Source organism: Sodalis sp. RH20, assembly GCF_047324205.1.
GTDB lineage: Bacteria > Pseudomonadota > Gammaproteobacteria > Enterobacterales > Enterobacteriaceae > Acerihabitans.
Map to the genome: position 1 here is coordinate 3,738,495 of NZ_CP178733.1, position 23,934 is coordinate 3,762,428.

Below are 23,934 nucleotides of genomic sequence, written 5' to 3' on the forward strand. Positions count from 1 at the left end.
TTAACCTTTCTGCTTAGCCGTTTTATCGGCCGGATGCATAAACCCTTCCAGCACGATCAGGAGTGCGCCGATACAAATGGCCGAATCCGCCACGTTGAAGGTGGGGAAGTGCCAGTCACCGACATAAAAATCAATGAAATCGATGACCACGCCATGCACCAGGCGGTCAAAGAGATTGCCCAGCGCGCCGCCGATAATCAAGGCGTAGGCGCAATTGGTCATTCTTTGGCGGCTGTCTGAACGGTACATTAATATCATCAACGCCACGGCGATGACCAGGGCGATAATGGCAAACATCCAACGCTGCCATCCCCCTTTATCGGCCAGAAAACTGAACGCCGCGCCATAGTTGTGGGCATAAAAAATGTTAAAAAACGGGATCAGCGGCAACGTCTCATGCAACATAAAATGCTGCATGATCAACTGCTTGCTGCCCAGGTCGATAATCAGTACGACCAGCGCCAGCCAAAGCCAGCGCAGACCGGTGGATGCTAAGGATTTACTCATCAGACAAATTTACGCTCTTCGCCCGGGCCGGCCACGTTAGTGACGCAACGCCCGCAAATTTCGGGATGCCCGGCGTCAGCGCCGATATCGGTTTCAAAATGCCAGCAACGCGGGCATTTTTCACCATCGGCCTTAGCCAGGGCGATTTTAAGGCCCTTCAATCCTTCGCACTGCTGGGCATCCTCTCCCGCCGCGCTGTAATCAGCCACATCGGCGCGCGAAGTCAGCAGGGCAAAATACAACTCTTCACCCAGCGCCCCCAGCGTTTTCGCCAGGGCCGGTTCGGCATACAGGGTGACCCGGGCCTCCAGCGATCCGCCGATGATTTTGTCGGCGCGGGCCTGCTCAAGCACTTTGTTCACTTCGCCGCGCACCTTCAACACCTGTTCCCAGTAAGCGTCGTTCATGGTTTCACCGGCGTCCAGTCCGAACAACCCTTCATACCACTCTTCGGTGAAGACATACTGGGCGCGCTCACCCGGCATGAAGCCCCAGATCTCATCGGCGGTAAAAGACAGGATCGGCGCCATCCAGCGCACCAGCGCTTCGGCGATATGGTACAGCGCGGTCTGGCAACTGCGGCGGGCGATACTGTCGGCCTGGGTGGTGTACTGGCGATCTTTGATGATATCCAGGTAAAAAGACCCCATTTCCACCGAGCAGAACTGCATCATGCGCTGCACGACGTTATGGAAGTCATAGCTGTCGTAGGCGGCGATGATTTCCGCCTGCGCCGCCTGCGCCCGGCCCACGGCCCAGCGATCCAGCACCACCATCTCCTGCGGCTTGACGCTGTGCAGCGCCGGGTCGAACCCATTCAGGTTGGCCAGCAGGAACCGCGCGGTATTGCGAATACGCCGGTACGCGTCGGCGGAGCGTTTAAGGATCTCGTCGGAGACCGCCATTTCACCGGTATAATCGGTGGAAGCCACCCACAGACGCAGGATGTCCCCGCCGAGTTTATCCATCACCTGCTGCGGACTGACCACGTTGCCGATGGATTTGGACATTTTACGCCCCTGCCCGTCGACGGTAAAACCGTGGGTCAGCACCTGGCGATAGGGCGCCTGGCCTTTGATGGCGGTGGAAATCATCAGCGACGACATAAACCAGCCGCGATGCTGGTCGGAACCTTCCAGGTACATATCCGGCTCGTGGCCGCCGAATTCCGGGCGGACCGCTACCACGGACGAGTGCGTCGAACCGGAGTCGAACCACACGTCCAGGGTATCCGGCACTTTGGTATACTCGTCCGCCTCAGCCCCGAGGATAGCGGCGGGATCCAGATCCCACCAGGCCTGGATGCCGTCTTTCTCGACCCGTTTGGCCACTTCTTCCATCAACTCCAGCGTGCGCGGATGGAGCTCCTCGGTATCCTTATGGACAAACAGCGACATCGGCACGCCCCAGGTGCGCTGGCGCGAGATACACCAGTCGGGACGATTGGCCACCATATTTTCGATGCGCGCCTGTCCCCAGCCCGGGATCCACTGCACTTCCCTGATTTCTTCCAGGGAACGTTTGCGCAGCCCTTTCTGATCCATGCTGATAAACCACTGCGGCGTGGCGCGGAAAATGATGGGGGTCTTATGACGCCAGCAGTGCGGATAGCTGTGCACCAGCTTTTCCACATGCACCAGCGCGCCGTGCGCGCGCAATAATTCGACCACCACATCGTTGGCCTTGAACACCTGCAGCCCGTCGAGATCCGGATAGGTCCCCGGCAGGTAGCACCCGTCCGGCCCCACCGGATTGGCGACCTCCAGGCCGTATTGCTGGCCGATGACATAATCGTCCGGGCCATGGCCGGGCGCGGTATGCACCGCGCCGGTACCGGCTTCCAGCGTCACATGCTGACCCAGGATCGCCGGCACGTCGAAGCCCATAAACGGGTGGCGAAAGCGCAGCAGTTCCAGCGCGCCGCCTTTACAACTGCCCAGCACGGTCCATTGGGCGATACCCGCACGCTGCATTACGCTTGCCACCAGGTCGGCGGCCAGTATCCAGTTTTGCCCGTCCACCGCGACCAGCTGATACTCGAAGTCCGGATGGACCGAAATCGCCCGGTTGGCCGGCAGGGTCCAGGGCGTGGTGGTCCAGATCACCAGCGACACCGGCCCGGCAACCCCGCTCACGCCGAATTTTGCCGCCACGGCGTCGGCGTCGACCGCCTGGAAAGCCACGTCGATGGAGGGCGAGGTGCGATCGTAATACTCGACTTCCGCCTCAGCCAGCGCGGAACGGCAGTCGATACACCAATGCACCGGCTTGGCGCCTTTATGCAGATGGCCGTTGGCGATGATTTTGCCGAGCGAACGGATAATATTGGCTTCGGTGCCGAAATCCATCGTCAGGTAAGGATGATCCCATTCGCCCAGCACGCCCAGGCGGATAAAATCTTTTTTCTGGCCTTCCACTTGCTCGGCGGCATATTTGCGGCAGGCGGCGCGGAATTCCGCGGCGCTGACCTTTTCGCCCGGCTTGCCGATCATCTGTTCAACTTTCAGCTCAATCGGCAGGCCGTGGCAATCCCAGCCCGGCACATAGGGGGAGTCATAGCCCATCAAGCCTTTGGACTTGATAATAATGTCTTTGAGAATCTTGTTAACCGAGTGACCGATATGGATACTGCCGTTGGCATACGGAGGGCCGTCATGCAGGATAAAGGTTTTCTTGCCTTTTTTAGCGTTACGGATAATCCCGTACAGGTCCTGTTCATACCAGCGTTGCAGCATGCCAGGCTCGCGCTTGGCCAGATCGCCGCGCATCGGGAACCCTGTGTCCGGCAAATTCAGGGTGTTTTTGTAATCACTCATTCGATTCTCGGTTCCGTTTTCGGTTAGAGCGTTTAGAGGGGTGCCGTCAGTCCGAAGAATTCCCGGCCGTTCACCACATCATTCGCGATTTGCCGCTTTAGCTCATCAAGGGAGGCAAACCGTTGTTCATTGCGCAGTTTTGCGCGTATCACCACTTCTATATGGCGGCCATAAAGATCCTGCGCCATATCCATTAAATGCACTTCAAGCCGCGGACGAAGCCCCGCCACCGTCGGGCGGGTGCCGATATTGGCCACACCGGGCAACGGCTGCGCCGCCAGTCCGCCGACCTCCACCGCATAGACCCCGTTAATGGGCGCTGGACGGCCCTTTAAGGAGACGTTGGCCGTGGGGAAGCCAAGGGTGCGGCCCAGCTCGTCGCCGTGCTCCACGCGCCCGGAAATACGGTAAGGATGGCCAAGGAGCATCTCGGCGACAACCAGCTGGTCGTTGCAAAGCGCCTCCCGTACCGCCGTGCTGCTGATACGCTTACCGCCCTCCGTATACGTGGCGGTGCTCATGACATCAAAGCCCGCCGCGATACCCGCCTGCTGCAAAAAGGCGAAATCGCCCCGCCGCCCGGCGCCGAAGCGAAAATCGTCGCCGACGCAAAGAAACCTGACGCCGAGCTTTTTCACCAGCAGCTCCGCGACAAACGACTCGGCGCCGATGGCCGCGAACCGCGTATCGAAGGTTACGCACAATACTACGTCTACCCCGGCCTGGGCCAGGTACTTCACTTTATCCCGCAGGCGGGTCAACCGCGCCGGTGCGTCCCGGCCGGCAAAATGTTCCTGCGGCTGGGGCTCGAATATCATTACCATTACCGGCAAGCCGCGTTTGCGGCCTTCGGTCTGCAATTGTGCAATCAACGCCTGATGCCCACGATGGAAACCATCAAAATTGCCAATAGTGAGCACGCACCCTTGGGGACGCGCCTGCAGGTTATGTAAACCGCGAATAAGCTTCATAGCAGGCTCAAGACTGAGGAAATCGGCGGATTATACCTTGTACAGCCGCTAAGGTTAACCCGCGAATCCAATCTTTGACAGTAACGACGGTGAAAGTCATGCTTATTTTGCCCGACCAGGTTTTTTTCGCAGGTTATTCTGCCGGACAGGACATTTCCCCGCCCGGCCGACGGGCGCCGCGCCGCGAATTGGTTTGTTTATTACAGATAATCGCTTTTTTATCGTCTAAGGCTGTATTCCGCGCGCTGAAACTGGTAGAATCCTGCGCCATCACATTGTAACAGGCGTTGCGTAGTCAAGCGGCGCTTATTTGCACAAATCCATTGACAAAAGAAGGCCGAAAGGGCATATTCCTCGGCCTTTGAATTGTCTCATAGAACATGTTTGGGAGTTGGACCTTGGCTAATATCAAATCAGCTAAGAAACGCGCCGTACAGTCTGAGAAGCGTCGTCAGCACAATGCCAGCCGTCGCTCTATGATGCGTACTTTTATCAAAAAAGTATACGCGGCTATCGATGCAGGTGATAAAGATGCAGCGCAGAATGCTTTTTCTGCCATGCAACCCATTGTGGACCGTCAGGCCAGTAAAGGTTTGATCCACAAAAACAAAGCAGCGCGTCATAAATCTAATCTGACCGCGCGTATCAACGCAATGCAGTAAGATCTGTTCTTACGTTGGTGTTTTGTTAAAAAAACCGGCTTCGGCCGGTTTTTTTGCATCTGGCGTTTGCCTCCGGTTCTTCAGCGCCGCGCTTGGCGTTGATGGCGTAGCGTTGCGCGGCGCTGACCTGTTTGGTCAGGAGCGGGCCGGGGCGGGCTTATGCATCGGCAGCGCCAGGCGCAGCGATATATAGCCCAAGATCGCCGCCACCACCGAACCGGACAGAATGCCAAGCTTGGCATAGGTTATACTGTCCGGACTCACCCCCGGCGCGCCGAACGCCAGCCCGGCGATAAAGATAGACATGGTAAAGCCGATACCGCACAGCACCGCGGCGGCGGCAATCTGGTTAAAGACCACGCCGTCGGGCAGCCGGGCCAATCCCAGCCTGATGGATGCAAAACAAAACAGCAGGATGCCCAGCGGCTTACCCAGCACCAGCCCCACGGCAATGCCGGCCGGCAGCACCGACAACAGGCTGGCGGGGGTTAGCCCATGCAGACCAACGCCGGCGTTGGCGAAGGCAAACAGCGGCAGGATAAGATAAACCACCCAGGGCTGAATATAGTGCTCAAGCACCAGGGCGGGAGAATACGCCTGGGTCTGCGGCGCTGAGGCCGGGGCCCCAGGCCGTGACGGCAAACGCAGGGGGATCAGGGCGCCGAGTATCACCCCGGCGAGAGTGGCATGAATGCCCGATAATAGCACGCAGCCCCACAGCACCGCGCCGGCCAGCAGATAAAGTCCGATATGACGGACATTGCTGCGGTTCATCATCACCAGCACCGCAATCGTCGCCGCCACGCCCGCCAGGGCGATTAACGACAAATCGTGATTGTAGAATACCGCGATAATTACGATGGCGCCTAAATCGTCAATAATGGCCAGCGCCAGTAAAAAAGCCTTTAAACTGGCGGGCACCCGTTTTCCCAACAGCGCCATCACGCCTACCGCAAACGCGATATCCGTGGCGGTGGGAATAGCCCAGCCGGCATGATTGGCCGGCGTGTTCCAGTTAATCAGCGTATAGATAATCGCCGGGGCTATCATGCCGCCCAGCGCGGCAATGGCGGGGAACGCCGCCTGGCTGCGGCTGGCGAGCGCGCCTTCCATCAGTTCGCGCTTCACCTCCAGCCCGATCATCAAAAAGAAAATCGCCATCAAGCCGTCGTTGATCAAAAAAAGCAGCGTCAATGGCGAGGCGTGGCCGGCGGAGGCGCCCTGGGGAAAATAAATCAGCGCTTCATAGGCCGCCTGCGCCGGCGTGTTGGCCATGATAAGCGCAATTAACGCGGCTAAAATCAACAATACGCCGCCCGAGGCTTCGTGATTTAACCAGCGGTGAATAAGAGAAGACACAATATATCCTTGAAGTGCGCATAATTGATTTATTGTGCGGGATGGCGGGAGCCAGGTAAATAAAAACCCAACATCGCCGGCGCGTTATTTAGCGCGGCTCGCAAAAATACCCCGGCGGCCGGGCTGGAGGATTGACCGCCGGTTTACCCGCCGCCGCGGCGCGCCGGTAATGCGGATGTTTAGCACGCCGGGGGCTGGCGCGGCTCGTGCACCGGACATTGATTCAGGTCGCTGCGCTGCGCCACCGACACCGGGTACGCCAGCCGGCGCGCCCGCATAATGTCGCCCAGCGGCCGATGGGCGGTGACGCCATGCCAGGGCTGGAAGGAAAGACCGTCGTCCATGGCACGGGAGCGCCCGGGCGACCAGCTTTGCTGCGGCTCGACAATAATCGACGCCAACGGCAGGTAGGGATTATCCTGCTCGGGCCAGGCCACCGAGGCATCTTCAACGGGATTTTCCGCCAAATCCCGGCACAGCTGCGCCCTGAGGGTCCAGGCGCCGCCCTCCCGCGCCAGAATGCGCGCCACCTCCTCCCGCAGCGCGTCCCGCCGTCCGGCCAGCGTGAACGCCTTGCCCGCCAGCGCCAGGAAATTGGCCGATTCCGGCACCACGTCCAGTTTGGCGATATAATCACCGAAGCGGCTGGCTACCTGGGTAAAGTAGCGATCCCCCAGCGGATTGGTGAGCGGATAGCCGCCCAGGGCTTGCAGCAATCCGGTGTTGACGTCCAGCGTCTTCAGGGCGCGCACCAGCGGGCGCAGGACGGCGGATAAGGCTGCTTTGGCCCACTCCGCCCGACCGGTGGTCGCGGCCAGCAGCTTCAGGTTTTTCAGGAACGCCCGGCTGTCCGCTGCGGTAAAGGCGGGTCCCGTGGCCAGTAAAAAATCCTGGGTCAGGTCGTTTTCCGACCCGGGCAACCGTTCCCCTGCCACATCCAGCACCTTGATCGCCAGGCCACGCGGCAGGGAAACCCCGTCGCGCAACACGTCGCCGGGGATGGTCGAAATACGCAGCAGCACGTCATAGCTACGCGGCCTGGCAAAAATACCCTGGGCCAGCTCAGGCGCCAGGGAGCTGTGCACAACCAGCCGGCCTTGCAGCAGGGCGTGGCTTTTGGCATGGACGCCACGCTGGGCATGGCCCAAATCACGGTGTGTCTTGCCGATGATGTGCTTAAATACGTCGGCGATTTGCCGATGGGTCTGCTCTTCGTCGGGTCGGTACGTCTCTACGGACGGCGTGAAGGGGACTGCCGGGCGGAGTGCGGCACGGGCCATGGCGTCTATCTCCAGAGAATTATTCCCCCTAAATTATAGCGGCCATTATCGATGTCGTACCGGCAACAGCGCTTAAGCAGGAGAAAGCCTCGGGTGGACAGGCAAAGGCCAAAAAAAATCCCCGGCCGCTGGGCCGGGGATCGAAAGACACCGCCGATGGCGCAAAAATTCAGCGCGTCAGGTCGTCAAAAAACTTCTTCACGCCGTCCAGAAAGCTTTTGGAACGCGGGCTGTTCTGATCGCCGCTCGGGCCGCCAAAACTCTCTTCCAGTTCACGCAGCAGCTGTTTCTGTTTTTCGTTAAGCTTCACCGGCGTTTCGACCACCACGCGGCACAGCAAATCGCCCTGGTTGCCGCCGCGTACCGATTTCACCCCTTTGCCGCGCATACGGAACAGCTTGCCGGTTTGCGTTTCCGCAGGCACCTTCAGCTTCACCCGGCCGTCAAGCGTGGGAACTTCGATCTCGCCGCCCAGCGCCGCCATGGCGAAGTTAATCGGCACTTCGCAAAACAGGTTATTGTCTTCACGTTCAAAGATGGGGTGCTGACGCACCTGAACCTGTACGTACAGATCCCCCGCCGGCGCGCCCTGCTCGCCCGCTTCGCCTTCGCCCGACAGACGGATGCGATCGCCGGTATCGACGCCCGCCGGAATTTTCACCGACAGCGTCTTGGCCTTTTCAATACGACCGTGGCCGTGGCATTTGTGGCACGGTTCCTTGATAATCTTGCCGTGTCCCTGACAGGTGGGACAGGCCTGCTGCACCGCAAAAAAACCTTGGCGCATCTGCACCTGGCCTGCGCCATGGCAGGTAGGACAGGTAACGGGGGAAGTGCCGGGCTTGGCGCCGCTGCCATGGCAGACGTCGCATTCCTCAAGCGTCGGGATGCGGATTTCCTTGGTTACGCCACGGACCGCTTCCTCGAGGGTAAGCTCCATATTGTAGCGAAGATCCGACCCACGGCTGGCGCGCTGGCGGCGCCCGCCACCAAAGATATCGCCGAAGACGTCGCCGAAGATATCGGTAAAGTCCGCGCCGCCGGCGGCGCCGCCGCCATAACCACCGCCCATGCCGCCCTGTTCGAAGGCGGCGTGGCCGTATTGATCATACGCGGCGCGCTTTTGCGCGTCGGTCAGGATTTCATAGGCTTCTTTCGCTTCTTTGAACTTTGCTTCGGCGTCAGCATTCCCTGGGTTACGATCCGGGTGGAATTTCATTGCCAGGCGTTTGTAGGCCTTTTTGATTTCACGCTCTTCCGCATCTTTGGAAAGGCCTAAAATCTCGTAATAGTCTTTTTTCGCCATTGTCTCTTCCTGCCCTCAACATGCTTGCACGGGCGTAAGGTTTCCCCGACGCCCGTGCCTGTTGCCAGCCACGGCATTACTCACCGTGGCTGTGCCCGCTCAAGGGCGATTATTTTTTATCTTTAACTTCTTCAAATTCGGCGTCGACAACGTCGTCATCCTTTTTGCCCGCATTGGCTTCAGCGCCAGCTTCCGCCGCGCCGGCCTGAGCCGCCTGCTGCTGCGCCACTTCCAGCAGCTTGCCGGAAACCTGGATCAGCGCCTGCATCTTGGCTTCGATCTCAGCCTTATCCTCGCCTTTCAGCGCGGTTTCCAATGCGCTCAGCGCGGATTCGATGGCCGTTTTGTCATCGGCGGGCAGTTTGTCGCCGGCTTCTTCCAGCTGCTTGCGGGTGCTGTGCAGCTGATGGTCGGCCTGGTTACGGGTCTGCACCAGTTCCTCGAACTTGCGGTCGGATTCCGCGTTGGCTTCCGCTTCACGCACCATTTTCTGGATTTCATCCTCGGTCAAACCGGACGACGCCTTAATGGTGATTTTCTGTTCACGGCCGCTGTTCTTATCCTTGGCGGACACATGCAGGATGCCGTCGGCGTCGATATCGAAGGTGACTTCGATTTGCGGCGTACCGCGCATGGCGGGGGCAATCCCGTCCAGGTTGAACTGGCCCAGGGATTTATTATCCGCGGCGCGTTTACGTTCACCCTGCAGCACGTGGATGGTCACCGCGGACTGGTTGTCTTCCGCCGTAGAGAACACCTGGCTATGCTTGGTCGGTACGGTGGTGTTCTTGGCGATCAGCGGCGTCATGACCCCACCCATGGTTTCAATGCCCAGCGACAGCGGGCTGACGTCCAGCAACAGCACGTCCTTCACGTCGCCGGCCAGCACCCCGCCCTGCACCGCGGCGCCGATAGCCACGGCTTCATCCGGGTTAACGTCTTTACGCGGTTCCTTACCGAAGAAATCGGTAACGGTCTTCTGCACCAGCGGCATACGGGTCTGGCCGCCCACCAGGATAACGTCCTTGATATCGCCGACCGACAGTCCGGCGTCTTTCAGCGCCATCTTCAGCGGGTCCATGGTGCGTTTTACCAGGTCTTCAACCAGCGATTCCAGTTTGGCGCGGGTCACCTTGATGTTCATATGTTTCGGACCGGTGGCGTCCGCCGTGATGTACGGCAGGTTCACGTCGGTCTGCTGCGCGGAGGACAGCTCGATCTTGGCCTTTTCAGCGGATTCCTTCAGACGCTGCATGGCCAGCGGATCGTTGCGCAGATCGATGCCCTGGTCTTTCTTGAACTCATCCACCAGGTAATTGATCAGGCGGCTGTCGAAGTCTTCGCCACCCAAATGGGTGTCGCCGTTGGTCGCCAGCACTTCAAAGGTTTTTTCACCGTCCACGTCATCGATTTCGATGATGGAAATATCGAAGGTACCGCCGCCCAGGTCATAGACCGCGATGGTGCGGTTGCCCGTTTCTTTATCCAGGCCGTAAGCCAGCGCCGCGGCGGTAGGTTCGTTAATAATACGTTTAACTTCAAGGCCCGCGATACGGCCGGCGTCTTTGGTCGCCTGGCGCTGGGCGTCGTTAAAGTAGGCCGGCACGGTAATAACCGCTTCGGTAACCGGCTCACCCAGATAATCTTCCGCGGTCTTCTTCATCTTTTTCAGGATTTCAGCGGACACCTGCGGCGGGGCCATTTTCTGGCCTTTCACGTCCAGCCAGGCGTCGCCGTTGTCGGAAGCGATAATTTTATACGGCATGATATTTTTATCACGCTGTACTTCTTCATCCTCAAAACGACGTCCGATCAAACGCTTGATGGCGAACAACGTGTTCTGCGGGTTCGTAACGGACTGACGTTTAGCTGGCTGGCCAACCAGAATTTCACCGTCCTGCGTGTAAGCAATAATGGAAGGGGTAGTACGATCACCTTCGCTGTTTTCAAGCACCCGAGGTTTGGAGCCTTCAATAATTGCGATACAAGAGTTGGTCGTACCCAAGTCGATACCAATAATTTTACCCATCTAAACATCTCCACTAAAAAGTCATATTCGTTGTGGTCGTAAACCTGATATGTGGCCGGTTAACTTTTTTTCAAGCCAGCGACACGTTTTTGTTAGCAGGTTAAACAACGTTGGTTGCAAATAAGATGGGGTCACCGCGCCGCGCATCAAGGGGGAGCAGGAAAAAAAAAGCGTTCTGCGCGCTCCCGGCGCCCCCGGGCGCCGCGCATCGCTGAGCGGCTGGCGCGCAGTCCTTTGATATACAGGGCATTTTTATAAAAATGACTAAATCGTTCCCAAAAGTGCCATGACAAACAGGAACCTATTTATTTCACGCCGCACGTAAAATCAGGCGATGGAATTCAATCCACCGGCCAGCGGCGGCTTATGCCGCAGTCCGGACGGCAGGCAAATGCCGAGCAACACCCCCATTACCGATAGCCCGAGCACATACCAGGAAGGCGCCATCGGCGAGATGCGCATCAGCATGGTGACCATCACCGGGGTCAGTCCGCCAAAAATGGCGTACGCCACATTATAGGAAAACGAAATACCGCTGAACCGCACCGGCGAGGGAAACGCATGGACCATAACATAAGGCACGCCGCCCACCACGCCGACGCTCAGGCCGGCCAGCGCATAGGTGATGTACAGCGGCAACGGCCGATCCGCGCCGGTGTGGTAAAACAGCCAGCTGAAGACGCCCAGCATCACGCAGCCGGTGATAAAGGTTTTGCCCGCGCCCACGCGGTCGATGACGGCGCCGGTTATCACGCAGCCCACGGCCAGCGCGATAATCGCCGCGCAGTTGGCCTTGAGCGCCAGGGACGGGGTAGCGCCCATTTGCTGCTGCAGCCACAGGGGCGCCATCAGGATCACCACCACGATGCCGGCGGAGAGCAGCCAGGTCAGCAGCATGGAAATCAGCACCGCTTTTTTATGGTTCATCACCACGGATTTCAGCGGCAATTCCTGCGCCAGCGCTTTGCGGATCTGCATCTCGATAAACACCGGGGTCTCACGCAGCCAGCGCCGCAGGTACATGGCGACCAGTCCGAAGAAGCCGCCGAGGAAAAAAGGAATGCGCCAGCCCCCCTGGAGCACGCCCTGCGGCGTCATGAAGGTGTTTAATAAGGTGGCGACAAAGGATCCTAATAAAATGCCGATGGTCAGGCCGGCGGTTAACGTGCCGCAGGCGAACCCGATGCGCTTGTGGGGCACATGTTCGGCGACGAAGACCCAGGCGCCCGGCACTTCGCCGCCGATGGCCGCGCCCTGCAGGATGCGCAGCGCCAGTAACAGCAGCGGCGCGGTGACGCCGAGGGTTTCATAAGTGGGCAGCAGGCCCATCATCAGCGTCGGCAGCGCCATCAGCAGAATGGACAGGCTGAACATTTTTTTCCGGCCGGCTTTATCGCCGAAATGCGCCATGATAATGCCGCCCAGCGGCCGGGCCAGGTAACCGGCGGCAAAAATACCGAAGGTCTGCAGTTGCCGCAGCCACTCCGGCAAATCCGGCGGGAAGAACAGTTTTCCCATCACCCCGGCAAAGAACACGAAGATAATAAAGTCGTAAAATTCCAGCGCGCCGCCCAGGGCGGCAAGCGACAGGGTTTTGTAATCCTGTCGGTTCAATCGGCGTTGCGGGTCGGCAGGCATAGTCATTCGCGTCGGGCCAGAGAGAAAAAAGAAAAAAATATAGCATACAACGTAAAGGTAATCTTACTGCGCGGAAATATAATTTCACACCCTGGGGCGGCGTTTACCGCCGCCGCCGCGCGCCGCGGTTACTCCGGGTCGGGGCGCCGGGCGTTTTTGGGACGAAACGCCGCCACGATCGCGGGATCGGTCTCGATATAAGGCCCTTCCAGCAGTTGAATGCAATAAGGGATGCTGGCAAAGATGCCGTGCACCACCACGTTCCCCTGCGCGTCCCTGACGCCCGCCAGCGTTTCCTGGATAGCCCTGGGCTGGCCCGGCAGATTCAGGATCAGCGCCTGTTTGCGGATCACCCCCATTTGCCGGGACAGGATAGCCGTGGGCACAAAATGCAGGCTGATCTGGCGCATTTGCTCGCCAAACCCGGGCATTTCGCGATCCGCTATCGCCCGCGTGGCATCCGGCGTGACATCACGCCGCGCCGGGCCGGTGCCGCCGGTGGTCAGCACCAGATGGCAACCCATTTCATCCACCAGCTCGCGCAGAGTTTGCTCAATCAGCGGCTGCTCGTCGGGCACCAGCCGTGTTTCCAGCGTAAAAGGTGAAATCAGCGCCTGCCGTAACCAGGATTCCAACGCGGGGATGCCCTGATCCTGGTAGACGCCGTTGGCCGCGCGATCGGATATGGATACCAGGCCAATACGGCAAATTTGCATAGAACGTCCTCCGGTCGACATGATTTTTCCATAATAGCAATTTAACGGCGAAGCGCCGTGCGCACAAATAAAAACGGCCCGTTACCTACGGGCCGCCATGGCGCTGATAAACGGGTCCCGCGCCGGCTTGCCTGCCCGGCCAGGGCCACGGTGATTACAGCAGGTCTTTAATCATCGCTTCCAGCTTTTCCTGGTCGACGGCGAACTTGCGGATCCCGTCCGCCAGTTTGTCCACCGCCATAGGATCCAAGTTGTGCTGCCAGAGGAATTCAGCCTCGGTCAGTTTGGCCGGACGCGGCTTGATCTCGCCCGTATAGGAAAGTTTACGCTCAAGGGTGCCTTCGGTGGCGGCCAGCTCTTTCAGCAGCGGCGGCGCGATGGTCAGGCGATCGCAACCGGCGAGTTCAATAATCTCGCCCACGTTGCGGAAGCTGGCGCCCATTACCACGGTGTCATAACCGTGTTCTTTGTAGTAACGGTAGATTTCCGTCACGGAAATCACGCCCGGATCCTGCTCCGGGGAAAACTCCTTGCGTTCGCCGTTGGCTTTGTGCCAGTCAAGGATGCGGCCGACGAAAGGCGAAATCAGGTAGGCCCCGGCCTCGGCGCAGGCGCGGGCCTGGGCGAAGGAAAACAGCAGCGTCAGGTTACAGTTGATGCCGGCCTTTTCCAGTTGCTCGGCAGCGCGGATACCCTGCCAGGTCGAGGCCAGCTTAATCAGGATGCGATCGTTGCCGATGCCGGCGTCGTTGTAGAGTTTAATCAGGCTTTTGGCTTTGGCGACGCTTGCCTCGGTGTCATAGGACAGTCGGGCGTCGACTTCCGTGGAAACGCGCCCCGGCACCAGCTTAAGAATTTCCAGCCCGATGTTGACCGCCAGTTTATCGGTGGCGTATTTGACCTGTTCCGCCGCGTCCCGGCTTTGATCACGCGCCCAGGCAACCGCCTGGTCGATATAGCCGCGGTATTCGGGAATCTGCGCCGCGTTCAGGATCAATGAAGGGTTGGTGGTTGCATCCTGGGGCTGATACAGTTTAATGGCGGTGATATCACCGGTATCAGCGACAACGGAGGTCATCTTGCGTAGGGCACTAAGTTTATCTGTCATGGTGGAATATCTCATTGTGAAGGGTGTGCATATCTTATGGCGTTGCACTGCCTTTTTTGATAATACCACGCGCAAGCATGGGTGCAAGCGAGGCGCCAGCGTAATGGCACCGCCCCGGCGGCAGCGCATTATGCGGCCATGGCAGGATAAAATCGGCCGCTGCCGGCCGCGGGTCGGCATAAGCGCCGCTTATCAGGGAAGACGAGGAATAAATGGCTGAACTCTTCAACTTTATCGACGATTTGTTATGGAATTCAGTGTTAATTTACCTGCTGATTGGCACCGGTCTTTGGTTTACTTTCCGCTCCGGTTTTATTCAGTTCCATTACTTCGGCCACGTGTTTTCCATCTTGAAGGGATCGGGCCGCGCCGACGGCGCGGGCATTTCACCGTTTCAGGCATTATGCACGACGCTTGCGGCGCGCATCGGCTGCGGCAACCTGACCGGCGTGGCGTTGTCCCTGGTCATCGGCGGGCCGGGAGCGATATTCTGGATGTGGCTGGCCGCGTTTATCGGCATGGCCACCGCCTTCTTCGAAAGCACCCTGGCGCAATTATATAAGGTGCGCGACGGCCGCGGCCATTACCGGGGCGGCCCCGCCTGGTATATGGAAAAGGGCCTGGGCCTGCGCTGGATGGGCGTACTCTTTACCTGCTTTCTACTCATAGGCTACGGCGGTATATTCAGCGCGGTGCAGGCCAGCGCCATTACGCAGTCGCTGCATGACGCCTGCGGATTCGCGCCTTACCAGACGGGGCTGGGCCTGGCGGCGTTAAGCGGACTGGCCATGTGCGGCGGCCTGCGTCTTATCGCCCGGCTTTCCCAATGGCTGGTCCCGCTGATGGCCTTGTGCTATGTGCTGCTGGCGGCCTGGGTGATGGCGCAGCATGCCGGACGCCTGGGGGCGGTGGCGGAGCTGGTGTTCAACAGCGCGTTCGGCCTGCCGCAGGCCGCGTCGGGAATCCTGGGCTATGGTTTTTCCCAGGCCATTTTCCAGGGCGTGCAGCGCGGGCTGTTTTCCAACGAGGCCGGCATGGGCTCGGCGCCCAATATCGCCGGCGCCGCCACGCCCTGGCCGCCCCACCCCGCGTCGCAGGGATATATCCAGATGCTGGCGGTGTTTATCGATACCATCGTCATCTGCAGCGCCACCGCGGCCATTATCCTGACGTCGGGCGCACTGGAACAGGCCGCGCCCGATCTCGGCGGCATCGCCCTGATCCAGCGGTCATTGCTGGCGGCGACGGGACAGTGGGGCACGCCGTTTATGGTGATGGTGGTATTTATTTTTTCCTTTACCTCGATTATCGCTAATTACGCCTACGCGGAAAGCAGTCTGCGTTTTTTCCGCCATCGCTCCAAACGGCCGGTGCAGATATTGCGCGTCGTGGCATTGGCGACGGTGATGTTGGGCTGTCTGGCGGAAGTACCGGTATTATGGCGGCTGGCGGACCTGGCGATGGGCCTGATGACCCTGACCAACCTGATTGCGCTGCTGCTGCTGTCGCGCATCGCCCTGATGCTGGCGCGCGATTACAATAGCCAGCGCGCGGTCGGCAAACTGCCGACGTTCTACGCCGCGAATTTCCCCGCTATCGCGGCGCAGCTGGCGCCCGGCAGTTGGGACCGCCCGGCGGCGCGCAAATCAACATGACCGCCGCTTATCATCCCGCTGACCTCCAGCCCTTAAGAGACAGGAACAGTACGACATGCTAATCGTTATCTCTCCGGCCAAAACGCTGGATTACACCAGCCCGCTGGCGACCCGGCGTTATACCCAGCCCGAGCTGCTGGCCCGCGCCGAAAAACTGATGCGCGTGTGCCGCAAACTGACCCCGGCGCAGTTATCCGGCCTGATGGGCATCAGCGATAAGCTGGCCCAGCTTAACGCGGGGCGCTTTCAGTCTTGGCGGGCGGATTTTTCACCCGACAACGCCCGGCAGGCGATCCTGGCGTTTAAAGGCGATGTCTATGCCGGCCTGGCGGCGGAAAGTTTCAGCGAGGCGGATTTCGACTTCGCCCAAACCCATTTGCGCATGCTGTCCGGCCTGTACGGCATACTGCGCCCCCTGGACCTGATGCAGCCCTATCGCCTGGAAATGGGTATCAGGCTGGCGAACCCGGCCGGGCCGGACTTATACCATTTCTGGGGAAATACCCTGACTCAAAAGCTCAACGAGGCGCTGACGGCGCAAGGCGACAACGTGCTGATTAACCTGGCGTCCGGGGAGTATTTTAAGGCGGTGATAAAGGACCAGTTGGCCGCGCGGGTGATCAAGCCGGTGTTCCTGGATGAAAAAAACGGCAAGTATAAAGTGATCAGTTTCCACGCCAAAAAAGCGCGCGGCATGATGAGCCGGTTTATCATCACCCGGCGGCTGACGCAGCCGGAACAGCTGGCCGCGTTCAATGACGGCGGTTATGCCTATGCGCCGGAGGAATCCAGCGGGTCGGAGATGGTCTTTAAACGACCGGCACGCTAGGACGGCGGGCGCGATGCGCGATAACGCGTCCGTCCTATCGCACGGCGGCGCGGGCCCGAATGCCCCGCGGTGAAACCGGCGCGGCGGTACGGCCATGGCGGCTGTACCACCGCGCCGGCCGGCGGCTGAACCGGCGGCGGTCGTGGCGGATTACTGCGGCAAGGCCATCAGCAGGGCGCGCAGCTGACCAAAGTCCGCCGGCAGCCGGCTTGACAGCAGCGGCAGGGTCGCCCGCAGCGCCAGCGCCTTGGGCAGCGGCAGCGATTGGCCCAGCACCGCGTCCACGGTTTCCTTAAACTTCGCCGGATGCGCGGTGCCAAGGAACAGGCCGGACTCCCCTGGCTGGAGCTGGTCGCGCAGTAACCGGTAGGCAATAGCCGCATGAGGTTCCGATATATACCCCAGTCCCGCCAGTTCGCGCATCGTGTCGCGGGTAATATCGTCATTCACGCAGCCGTAGGCCAGGGTATCAAGGCGCCAGTTCTTACGCCGGAACAATTCCTCCACGCGCGGCCAGTTGTTCGGCTGGCTGACATCCATGGCATTGGATAATGTCGCCACGGTGGCGTTGGGCAACCATTTCCCGTCGGCGAGAAAGCGCGGCACGGTATCGTTGGCGTTGGTGGCGGCAATAAAGCGTTTAATCGGCAGGCCGAGGGATTTTGCCAATAGGCCGGCGGTCAAATCGCCAAAATTGCCGCTGGGCACCGAAACCACCAGTTGATTGCGTTGCTCCTGCGAGAGCTGCGCCGCCGCTTCGAAGTAATAGCAAATCTGCGCCAGCAGGCGGCTGATATTAATCGAGTTGGCGGAGTTCAGCCCCAGTTCGTGCTTGAGCTGCTCGTCGTCGAACGCATGTTTGACCAGCGCCTGGCAGGCGTCAAAGTCGCCGTCAATCGCCACGGTATGGATATTGCCGCCCAGGGTGCAGAACAGTTTTTCCTGCAGCGGGCTTATCTTGCCGTGGGGGTACAGGATCACCACCCGGACATTTTCCAGCCCGTAGAAGGCGTGCGCCACCGCGGCGCCGGTATCGCCGGAGGTGGCGGTGAGGATGGTGACCGGCTGGCCCCGGGCGACTTCGGTCAGCATCTGCGCCATAAAGCGGCCGCCGAAATCCTTGAACGCCAGGGTCGGGCCGTGGAATAGCTCCAGGACCGATATATCCTCGCTCACCTTGACCACGGGGGCCGGGAACTCGAAGGCGGCCTGCACCCGTTTATGGATAACGTCCAACGGCAGCTCGTCGCCGATATAGGCCGACAGGATGCGCGCGCTGCGGGTCACCAGATCGAGATCCAGCAGGGCGTCGATTTCCGTCGAGGCGAACTCCGGGAGATCGACGGGGAAAAACAGCCCCTGCTGGCGTCCCAGCCCCTGCTTTATCGCCTGCGCGAAGCTGACCTGCTCGTTATGATCTTTAATATTATACAGTTTCATACGTTATCCCATCACTCGCGCGCCGGTGGTATCCAGGCGGCATATATGAACAAAACCCTCATCATTTTGCAGGTAGTGCTGCTCCAGCCAGCCGGCCAGGCGCTGCGCGGTATCTTCCCGATCGCAGACCGCAAACAGCGTCGGTCCCGAGCCGGAGATGCCGCAAGCCAGGGCGCCGATACTGGCGCAGGCCTGGCGCGCTTCGGTAAATCCCGGCAGCAGTTTAGTGCGGTAAGGCTCGGCAATCACATCCTTCATCAGTTTTGCCGCCAGAGCCGGCTGCTGGGTATGGCTGGCGTGGATAAAACCCGCCAGGAAACGCCCGTGGCTGATGCAATCCTGCCGGCGATATTGAGCGGGCAGGATTGCCCGCGCCTCGGCGGTGGAGACCTTGATGCCCGGATAGGCCATGACCCACAGCCATTCGCTGAAACCGGGCACCTGCTGGCTGATGATACTGTTTTCCTCCAGCATCAGCTGGATGCCGCCCAGGAAACAGGGCGCCACGTTATCATAATGAACGCTGCCGGAAATACGGCCTTCCATTTCGCCCATCAGCGTCAGCATCTGGTTTTCATCCAGCGGATAACCGCAATGGGCGTTCATCGCCACCAGCGCCGCCACCACCGAACAGGCGCTGGAGCCCAGTCCCGAGCCGATGGGCATGTTTTTTTCCAGCCGCATGGCCACCGGGACGGTTTTACCCACCGCCTGGCAAAAACGTTCCCAGCATTGATAAACAATATTCTGCTCGGTTTCAGCCGGCAGCTTGCCGGCGAAACGCCCTTCGTTGCACAGGCTGAACGCCGCCGCGTCCTCCACCGTCACGCAGTCCCCGAGCAACGTACCGTCCACGGGCGATACCGCGGCGCCCAGCACATCAAAGCCGACACTGACATTGCCGATCGAGGCCGGCGCATACACCTTAACCATTTTAGACTCCCAGCTTCCATGACAACGTACGCAGAAGATCCGCGAATACGCCCGCGGCCGTCACATCATTGCCGGCGCCGTAGCCGCGCAACACCAACGGCAACGGCTGGTAATAACGGGTATAGAACGCCAGCGCGTTTTCGCCATCCTTCACTTTGTACAACGGATCGTTGCCATCCACCGCCGCTATCTTAACCTGGCAGCGGCCATCCCGGATGCTGCCGACATAACGCAGCACCTGGCCCTGTTCCCGCGCCATGGCGACTTTAGAGGCAAAGGCGTCGTCAAGACCCGGCAGCCGCGCCAGGAAACTGTCGGTATCGCCGGCGCTGTCAAAATCCGCGGGCAGCACCGGCTCGACGTCGATGGACTCCAATTCAAGCTGATAACCCGCCTCGCGCGCCAGAATCAATAACTTACGCGCGACGTCCATCCCTGACAAGTCATCGCGCGGGTCCGGTTCGGTATAACCGAGCGCCCTTGCCGCCAGCGTCGCCGCCGACAGCGACATGCCCTCGTCCAGCTTGCCGAAGATAAACGACAGCGACCCGGAGAGAATACCGGAAAAACGTACCAGTTCATCACCGGCGTTAAGCAGGTTCTGCAAATTTTCGATAACCGGCAGGCCCGCGCCCACGTTGGTGTCGTAAAGGAATTTACGCCGCGACCTGGCGGCGGCGGTGCGCATCTGCCGGTAATAATGCATCGAGGCGGTATTGGCTTTCTTATTAGGCGTCACCACGTGGAAGCCGTCGGCCAGGAAGTCCGCGTACTGGTCGGCCACCGCCGCGCTGCTGGTGCAATCGACGATCACCGGATTAAGCAGATGATACTCCTTTACCAGACGGATCAAGCGTCCCAGGTTGAACGGCTCCTTGGCCTGCGCCAGCTCCTCGCGCCAGGTTTCAAGCGAGATGCCGTGCACGCTGGTCAGCAACGCCCGCGAGTTGGCGATGCCGCAGACGCGCAAATCGATATGCTTCGCTTTCAGCCACCGATGCTGGCGATGGATCTGCTCGATAAGCGCGCCGCCCACGCCGCCGGCGCCGATGACAAACACCTCGATCACCTGGTCGGTGTTAAACAGCATCTGGTGCGCGACACGCACCCCGGTGGTGGTGGCGTCGTTATCCACCACCACCGAAATCGACCGCTCGGACGATCCCTGGGCGATGGCGACAATATTGATATTGGCGCGCGCCAGGGCCGCGAACAGCTTGGCGGACAGGCCGCGCTGGGTGCGCATACCGTCGCCGATGACCGAAATAATCGCCAGTTGGGTCATGACGTCGAGCGGCTCCAGCAGGCCGTCCTTCAGTTCCAGGTAAAATTCGTCTTCCAGCGCCTTGCGCGCGCCGTTCAGCTCATGATGCGGCACGCAAAAGCTGATGCTGTATTCCGATGAGGATTGGGTAATCAATACCACCGAACTGCCGGCCCGGGACATGGCGGCGAAAACCCGCGCCGCCATGCCGATCATCCCCTTCATGCCGGGGCCGGAAACATTGATCATCGCCATATTGTTTAAATGGGTGATGCCCTTAACCGGATTATCGCTGTCGGGATCGCTCTGGCCGATAAGCGTGCCGGGCGCCTGCGGGTTTTCGGTATTTTTTATCAGGCAGGGTATCTGGAACTGGGCAATCGGGGCGATGGTGCGCGGATGCAGCACTTTGGCGCCGAAGTACGATAATTCCATGGCCTCCTGGTAGGACATGGATTTCAATAACCGCGCGTCCGGCACCTGGCGGGGATCGCAGGTGTATACCCCATCCACGTCGGTCCAGATTTCACAGCAGTCGGCGCGCAGGCAGGCGGCCAATACCGCCGCCGAATAATCGGAGCCGTTACGACCCAGCACCACCAGCTCGCCTTTCTCATTACCGGCGGTGAACCCCGCCATCAGGATAATATGGTCGGCGGGAATGGCGGCGTCGTTAATGCGCCGCGTGGATTCCACGATATCCACGGTGGACTCCAGATAGCTGCCCTGCGCCAGCAGTTTTTCCACCGGATTTATTACCGTCACGGCATAACCGCGGGCGACGAACACCGCTTCCATAATGGCGATGGAGAGCTTTTCCCCACGGCAGATAATGGCGGCGTTGATACTGTCCGGACATTGCCTGAGCAAGGTAATGCCGTGCAGCAACTGCTTAAGCTGGCCGAACTCCTGATCCACCAGCTTGCGCAGGGCGGCGAAGTCAAAACCGGGCTGGGCCTGGGACAAGCCCTGCAGCAGCTCGGAGAAAATACGCTCGGCGTCGTTCATGGCGGGCTGGATATCCAGCCCGCCGAGCGTCTTGTCGATCATCGACACCAGGTGATTAGTGATCTTTGCGGGTGCGGAGAGCACGGCGGCGACCTGTCCCTGACCTGTATTACTTTCAATGATATCGGCAACGCGAATAAAACGTTCCGCATTGGCGACCGAGGTACCCCCGAATTTCAGTACGCGCATTTCTTTTCTCTCTCCTGGATTGAAGCTTAAAAAAAAGCCCGCACTGGTTAGGTGCGGGCTTTTTTCTGTTTATCCTGTATGCGTCAGCCCGCACCGCTACTTGTGGTATCGGTGGTGGTAATAATAATGGTGTTCAGGCTGATAAAACGCATGTCTTAAGCAATCTATATTATTTTTTAATGGCTTACTGGTAAAGCAATTGCCGTAAAAAGTCAATGTTAATTTGCGTTTGGCTATTTATCACTCAGCGCAGCGGTCGGAATTTTACTGTTCGCAATGCCCAATAATCATATAATAATGTGGCTGAAACGTATTCATAGAGTTTTAAACGCCAGGTTATCGCTACGCCGTGGTATTATTTACTGGCAATACTTTTTCTATATCCTGCAGCAGTTGGTGCAACATCGCGATGTCCCGCTGGGTCGCCAGTCCAAGCCGCTGATGCAGCCAATCGGTTAATTTATGATCATCGCCGACGCTTAATTGCGTGAACAGCCGATCGAAGCGCTGATGCAGCGCAGCCAGTTGCCCGGGTATGGCCGGCGGGTGCTCCTGAGGCGCAATCCGGTTCAGCGCCGCCAGTTGATAACAGTAAACCATCACCGCCTGCCCGAGATTCAGGGACGGATAGCCGGCCTGCATCGGCACGCCGGTCAGGATATCGGCCAGCGCCAGTTCCTCGTTGGTCAGGCCGGTATCTTCCCGTCCGAATACCAGCGCCGCCTGCGTTATCCACTGTTGTTTTTCCTGCATTTGCGGCAGCAATTGCGCGGCGGTGCAGTAATAGTGGAACCGGGCCCGGTGACGCGCGGTGGTGGCCACCGTAAAATCCACATCCGCCAGGGCGGCCGCCAGCGTGTCGAAATGAACGGCCCGTTCCAACACCTCGGTCGCGCCGTGGGCGACCCGGGCGGCGGCGGGCTGAAGGTGCGCGCGGCTGTCGACGATACGCAGCGAGCCGAACCCCATGGTTTTCATGGCCCGGGCCGCGGCGCCGACATTCTCCGGACGCGCCGGGGATACCAGGATAATATGCAATTGCATGGTGAGTCTCTTAAATCGCGGCGAATGACGCCGATATTATCATCATTCCACCGCTATTTCAGACCGCGTCGTTAAAGCTGAATCGAATTGGCGCTCTTGGCAAAAATGCTTAAATATGCTGGTATTTAAGGGATTTTCCGGAAATGCGCGCTGTCGTGGACGGTAATTTGATATATGTCAGCAAAATGAAATTTTCTTGCGTGGCAATTTCGTTTCGCGCTGTTATAGTGTTGTTAATAAGGGTAAGCTATACGGCATTTGAGCTTGAGAAAAAGCGGACCAAAATCAGGTTAGCGGTGCCAAGGTTATCCGTCGTTCGTCATCTGGAGCACGTTTATGTACTTTAGCCTCATGGCGTTGGGGATGCGGCATTATGCCCCGGGCAATGTTGTAGATAACCGCGGCTTTTGTACTTCCTCTTCCAATTTTGTTAGTAATTTTAGGTAGCAAACATGCAGACCCCGCACATACTTATCGTTGAAGACGAGTCAGTTACCCGCAATACCCTCAAAAGCATTTTCGAGGCCGAGGGCTACATGGTTCATGAAGCCACCGATGGCGCTGAAATGCATCAGATTTTGTCGGAAAACGACATCAACCTGGTAATTATGGATATTAACCTGCCGGGTAAAAATGGTTTACTGCTGGCGCGTGAATTACGTGAGCATGCAAGCGTTGCGCTGATGTTTTTGACTGGCCGCGATAATGAAGTCGATAAAATCCTCGGCCTGGAAATCGGCGCCGACGATTATATTACCAAGCCGTTCAATCCCCGCGAGCTTACCATCCGCGCGCGCAACCTGTTGTCGCGCACCATGAATCTCGGCGGTGGCGGCGAAGAGCGCAAACTGGTGGAAAGCTATAAATTCAACGGTTGGGAACTGGATATCAACAGCCGCTCATTGTTAAGTCCCACCGGCGATCATTACAAGCTACCGCGCAGCGAATTTCGCGCCATGCTGCACTTTTGCGAAAATCCGGGCAAAATTCAATCCCGCGCCGAACTGCTGAAAAAAATGACCGGGCGCGAACTCAAAGCACACGATCGTACCGTGGATGTCACCATCCGCCGCATCCGCAAGCATTTTGAATCCACCCCCGACACGCCGGAAATCATCGCTACCATCCATGGCGAAGGCTATCGTTTCTGCGGCGATCTGGAAGAATAATCGCCCCATGG

19 protein-coding genes and 1 other annotated feature are annotated in these 23,934 nt (G+C 58.8%); of the genes, 4 read left to right on the top strand and 15 right to left on the bottom strand.

Annotated elements, in window-relative coordinates; genetic code table 11:
- The 3 genes from lspA to ribF are packed head-to-tail and all read right to left on the bottom strand — an operon-like array spanning nucleotide 1 to nucleotide 4,294.
- Entirely contained in the window at nucleotides 1-507 is a 507-nt protein-coding gene (gene lspA, locus ACL2XM_RS17200; RefSeq protein ID WP_410016462.1) for a signal peptidase II, read from the bottom strand.
- Nucleotides 507-3,323, bottom strand: a complete 2,817-nt coding sequence (gene ileS / locus ACL2XM_RS17205; protein WP_413730941.1) for an isoleucine--tRNA ligase — start codon at nucleotides 3,321-3,323, stop codon at nucleotides 507-509. The genes lspA and ileS overlap by 1 nt, the downstream gene beginning before the upstream one ends.
- 32 nt (nucleotides 3,324-3,355) lie before the next feature.
- Nucleotides 3,356-4,294, bottom strand: a complete 939-nt coding sequence (ribF, locus tag ACL2XM_RS17210; RefSeq protein WP_410016464.1) for a bifunctional riboflavin kinase/FAD synthetase — start codon at nucleotides 4,292-4,294, stop codon at nucleotides 3,356-3,358.
- Between the two features lie 398 nt (nucleotides 4,295-4,692).
- Between ribF and rpsT the strand changes: the two genes are divergently transcribed.
- Complete coding sequence (gene rpsT, locus ACL2XM_RS17215) at nucleotides 4,693-4,956, top strand: 30S ribosomal protein S20 (protein ID WP_162364018.1); 264 nt, start codon at nucleotides 4,693-4,695, stop codon at nucleotides 4,954-4,956.
- A 135-nt stretch (nucleotides 4,957-5,091) separates the two neighbouring features.
- Here rpsT and nhaA read toward each other — a convergent pair whose 3' ends face one another.
- From nhaA to tal, 7 genes are all read right to left on the bottom strand, one after another.
- Complete coding sequence (gene nhaA, locus ACL2XM_RS17220; protein ID WP_413730942.1) at nucleotides 5,092-6,315, bottom strand: Na+/H+ antiporter NhaA; 1,224 nt, start codon at nucleotides 6,313-6,315, stop codon at nucleotides 5,092-5,094.
- Between the two features lie 179 nt (nucleotides 6,316-6,494).
- A complete protein-coding gene (locus ACL2XM_RS17225; protein WP_410016466.1) occupies nucleotides 6,495-7,595 on the bottom strand; it encodes a catalase family protein in 1,101 nt (366 codons plus the stop codon).
- A 169-nt stretch (nucleotides 7,596-7,764) separates the two neighbouring features.
- Complete coding sequence (gene dnaJ, locus ACL2XM_RS17230) at nucleotides 7,765-8,901, bottom strand: molecular chaperone DnaJ (protein ID WP_413722114.1); 1,137 nt, start codon at nucleotides 8,899-8,901, stop codon at nucleotides 7,765-7,767.
- 109 nt (nucleotides 8,902-9,010) lie between these two features.
- Entirely contained in the window at nucleotides 9,011-10,930 is a 1,920-nt protein-coding gene (gene dnaK / locus ACL2XM_RS17235) for a molecular chaperone DnaK (RefSeq protein ID WP_410016468.1), read from the bottom strand.
- A 327-nt stretch (nucleotides 10,931-11,257) separates the two neighbouring features.
- Entirely contained in the window at nucleotides 11,258-12,568 is a 1,311-nt protein-coding gene (locus ACL2XM_RS17240) for an MFS transporter (RefSeq protein WP_413733234.1), read from the bottom strand.
- 128 nt (nucleotides 12,569-12,696) lie between these two features.
- On the bottom strand, nucleotides 12,697-13,284 hold the full coding sequence (gene mog / locus ACL2XM_RS17245) for a molybdopterin adenylyltransferase (RefSeq protein WP_410016469.1): 588 nt from the start codon (nucleotides 13,282-13,284) through the stop codon (nucleotides 12,697-12,699).
- A 154-nt stretch (nucleotides 13,285-13,438) separates the two neighbouring features.
- Nucleotides 13,439-14,392, bottom strand: a complete 954-nt coding sequence (tal, locus tag ACL2XM_RS17250; RefSeq protein WP_410016470.1) for a transaldolase — start codon at nucleotides 14,390-14,392, stop codon at nucleotides 13,439-13,441.
- 212 nt (nucleotides 14,393-14,604) lie between these two features.
- Here tal and ACL2XM_RS17255 point away from each other — a divergent pair, with 212 nt between their 5' ends.
- Nucleotides 14,605-16,047: an alanine/glycine:cation symporter family protein gene (locus ACL2XM_RS17255; RefSeq protein WP_413727168.1), complete on the top strand. Its 1,443-nt coding sequence runs from the start codon at nucleotides 14,605-14,607 to the stop codon at nucleotides 16,045-16,047.
- 55 nt (nucleotides 16,048-16,102) lie between these two features.
- Nucleotides 16,103-16,876 (top strand): peroxide stress protein YaaA, encoded by a 774-nt coding sequence (yaaA, locus tag ACL2XM_RS17260; protein WP_413731289.1) that lies wholly within the window; start codon nucleotides 16,103-16,105, stop codon nucleotides 16,874-16,876.
- 150 nt (nucleotides 16,877-17,026) lie between these two features.
- Here yaaA and thrC read toward each other — a convergent pair whose 3' ends face one another.
- From thrC to ACL2XM_RS17285, 5 genes are all read right to left on the bottom strand, one after another.
- Nucleotides 17,027-18,316: a threonine synthase gene (gene thrC / locus ACL2XM_RS17265; protein WP_413731291.1), complete on the bottom strand. Its 1,290-nt coding sequence runs from the start codon at nucleotides 18,314-18,316 to the stop codon at nucleotides 17,027-17,029.
- Nucleotides 18,317-18,319: 3 nt separating this feature from the next.
- Entirely contained in the window at nucleotides 18,320-19,249 is a 930-nt protein-coding gene (gene thrB / locus ACL2XM_RS17270) for a homoserine kinase (RefSeq protein WP_413722111.1), read from the bottom strand.
- A 1-nt stretch (nucleotide 19,250) separates the two neighbouring features.
- Nucleotides 19,251-21,710, bottom strand: coding sequence for a bifunctional aspartate kinase/homoserine dehydrogenase I (gene thrA, locus ACL2XM_RS17275; RefSeq protein WP_410016474.1), 2,460 nt, complete (start codon nucleotides 21,708-21,710; stop codon nucleotides 19,251-19,253).
- A 27-nt stretch (nucleotides 21,711-21,737) separates the two neighbouring features.
- Nucleotides 21,738-21,855 (bottom strand) — a sequence feature (Thr leader region).
- Complete coding sequence (thrL, locus tag ACL2XM_RS17280) at nucleotides 21,794-21,862, bottom strand: thr operon leader peptide (RefSeq protein ID WP_410016628.1); 69 nt, start codon at nucleotides 21,860-21,862, stop codon at nucleotides 21,794-21,796. Its footprint overlaps the feature before it by 62 nt.
- Before the next feature lie 190 nt (nucleotides 21,863-22,052).
- Nucleotides 22,053-22,754 (bottom strand): tRNA/rRNA methyltransferase, encoded by a 702-nt coding sequence (locus tag ACL2XM_RS17285; protein WP_410016475.1) that lies wholly within the window; start codon nucleotides 22,752-22,754, stop codon nucleotides 22,053-22,055.
- Between the two features lie 452 nt (nucleotides 22,755-23,206).
- On the opposite strand from ACL2XM_RS17285, the gene arcA reads away from it, so the two are divergent.
- Nucleotides 23,207-23,923 (top strand): two-component system response regulator ArcA, encoded by a 717-nt coding sequence (gene arcA / locus ACL2XM_RS17290; protein ID WP_162364033.1) that lies wholly within the window; start codon nucleotides 23,207-23,209, stop codon nucleotides 23,921-23,923.
- The last annotated feature ends 11 nt before the right edge of the window (nucleotides 23,924-23,934 follow it).

Coding starts and splice junctions, on each gene's coding strand:
- lspA (WP_410016462.1), bottom strand. CDS start 507: ATGAGTAAATCCTTAGCATCCACCGGTCTGCGCTGGCTTTGGCTGGCG.
- ileS (WP_413730941.1), bottom strand. CDS start 3,323: ATGAGTGATTACAAAAACACCCTGAATTTGCCGGACACAGGGTTCCCG.
- ribF (WP_410016464.1), bottom strand. CDS start 4,294: ATGAAGCTTATTCGCGGTTTACATAACCTGCAGGCGCGTCCCCAAGGG.
- ACL2XM_RS17225 (WP_410016466.1), bottom strand. CDS start 7,595: ATGGCCCGTGCCGCACTCCGCCCGGCAGTCCCCTTCACGCCGTCCGTA.
- dnaJ (WP_413722114.1), bottom strand. CDS start 8,901: ATGGCGAAAAAAGACTATTACGAGATTTTAGGCCTTTCCAAAGATGCG.
- dnaK (WP_410016468.1), bottom strand. CDS start 10,930: ATGGGTAAAATTATTGGTATCGACTTGGGTACGACCAACTCTTGTATC.
- ACL2XM_RS17240 (WP_413733234.1), bottom strand. CDS start 12,568: ATGCCTGCCGACCCGCAACGCCGATTGAACCGACAGGATTACAAAACC.
- mog (WP_410016469.1), bottom strand. CDS start 13,284: ATGCAAATTTGCCGTATTGGCCTGGTATCCATATCCGATCGCGCGGCC.
- tal (WP_410016470.1), bottom strand. CDS start 14,392: ATGACAGATAAACTTAGTGCCCTACGCAAGATGACCTCCGTTGTCGCT.
- ACL2XM_RS17255 (WP_413727168.1), top strand. CDS start 14,605: ATGGCTGAACTCTTCAACTTTATCGACGATTTGTTATGGAATTCAGTG.
- yaaA (WP_413731289.1), top strand. CDS start 16,103: ATGCTAATCGTTATCTCTCCGGCCAAAACGCTGGATTACACCAGCCCG.
- thrC (WP_413731291.1), bottom strand. CDS start 18,316: ATGAAACTGTATAATATTAAAGATCATAACGAGCAGGTCAGCTTCGCG.
- thrB (WP_413722111.1), bottom strand. CDS start 19,249: ATGGTTAAGGTGTATGCGCCGGCCTCGATCGGCAATGTCAGTGTCGGC.
- thrA (WP_410016474.1), bottom strand. CDS start 21,710: ATGCGCGTACTGAAATTCGGGGGTACCTCGGTCGCCAATGCGGAACGT.
- ACL2XM_RS17285 (WP_410016475.1), bottom strand. CDS start 22,754: ATGCAATTGCATATTATCCTGGTATCCCCGGCGCGTCCGGAGAATGTC.
- arcA (WP_162364033.1), top strand. CDS start 23,207: ATGCAGACCCCGCACATACTTATCGTTGAAGACGAGTCAGTTACCCGC.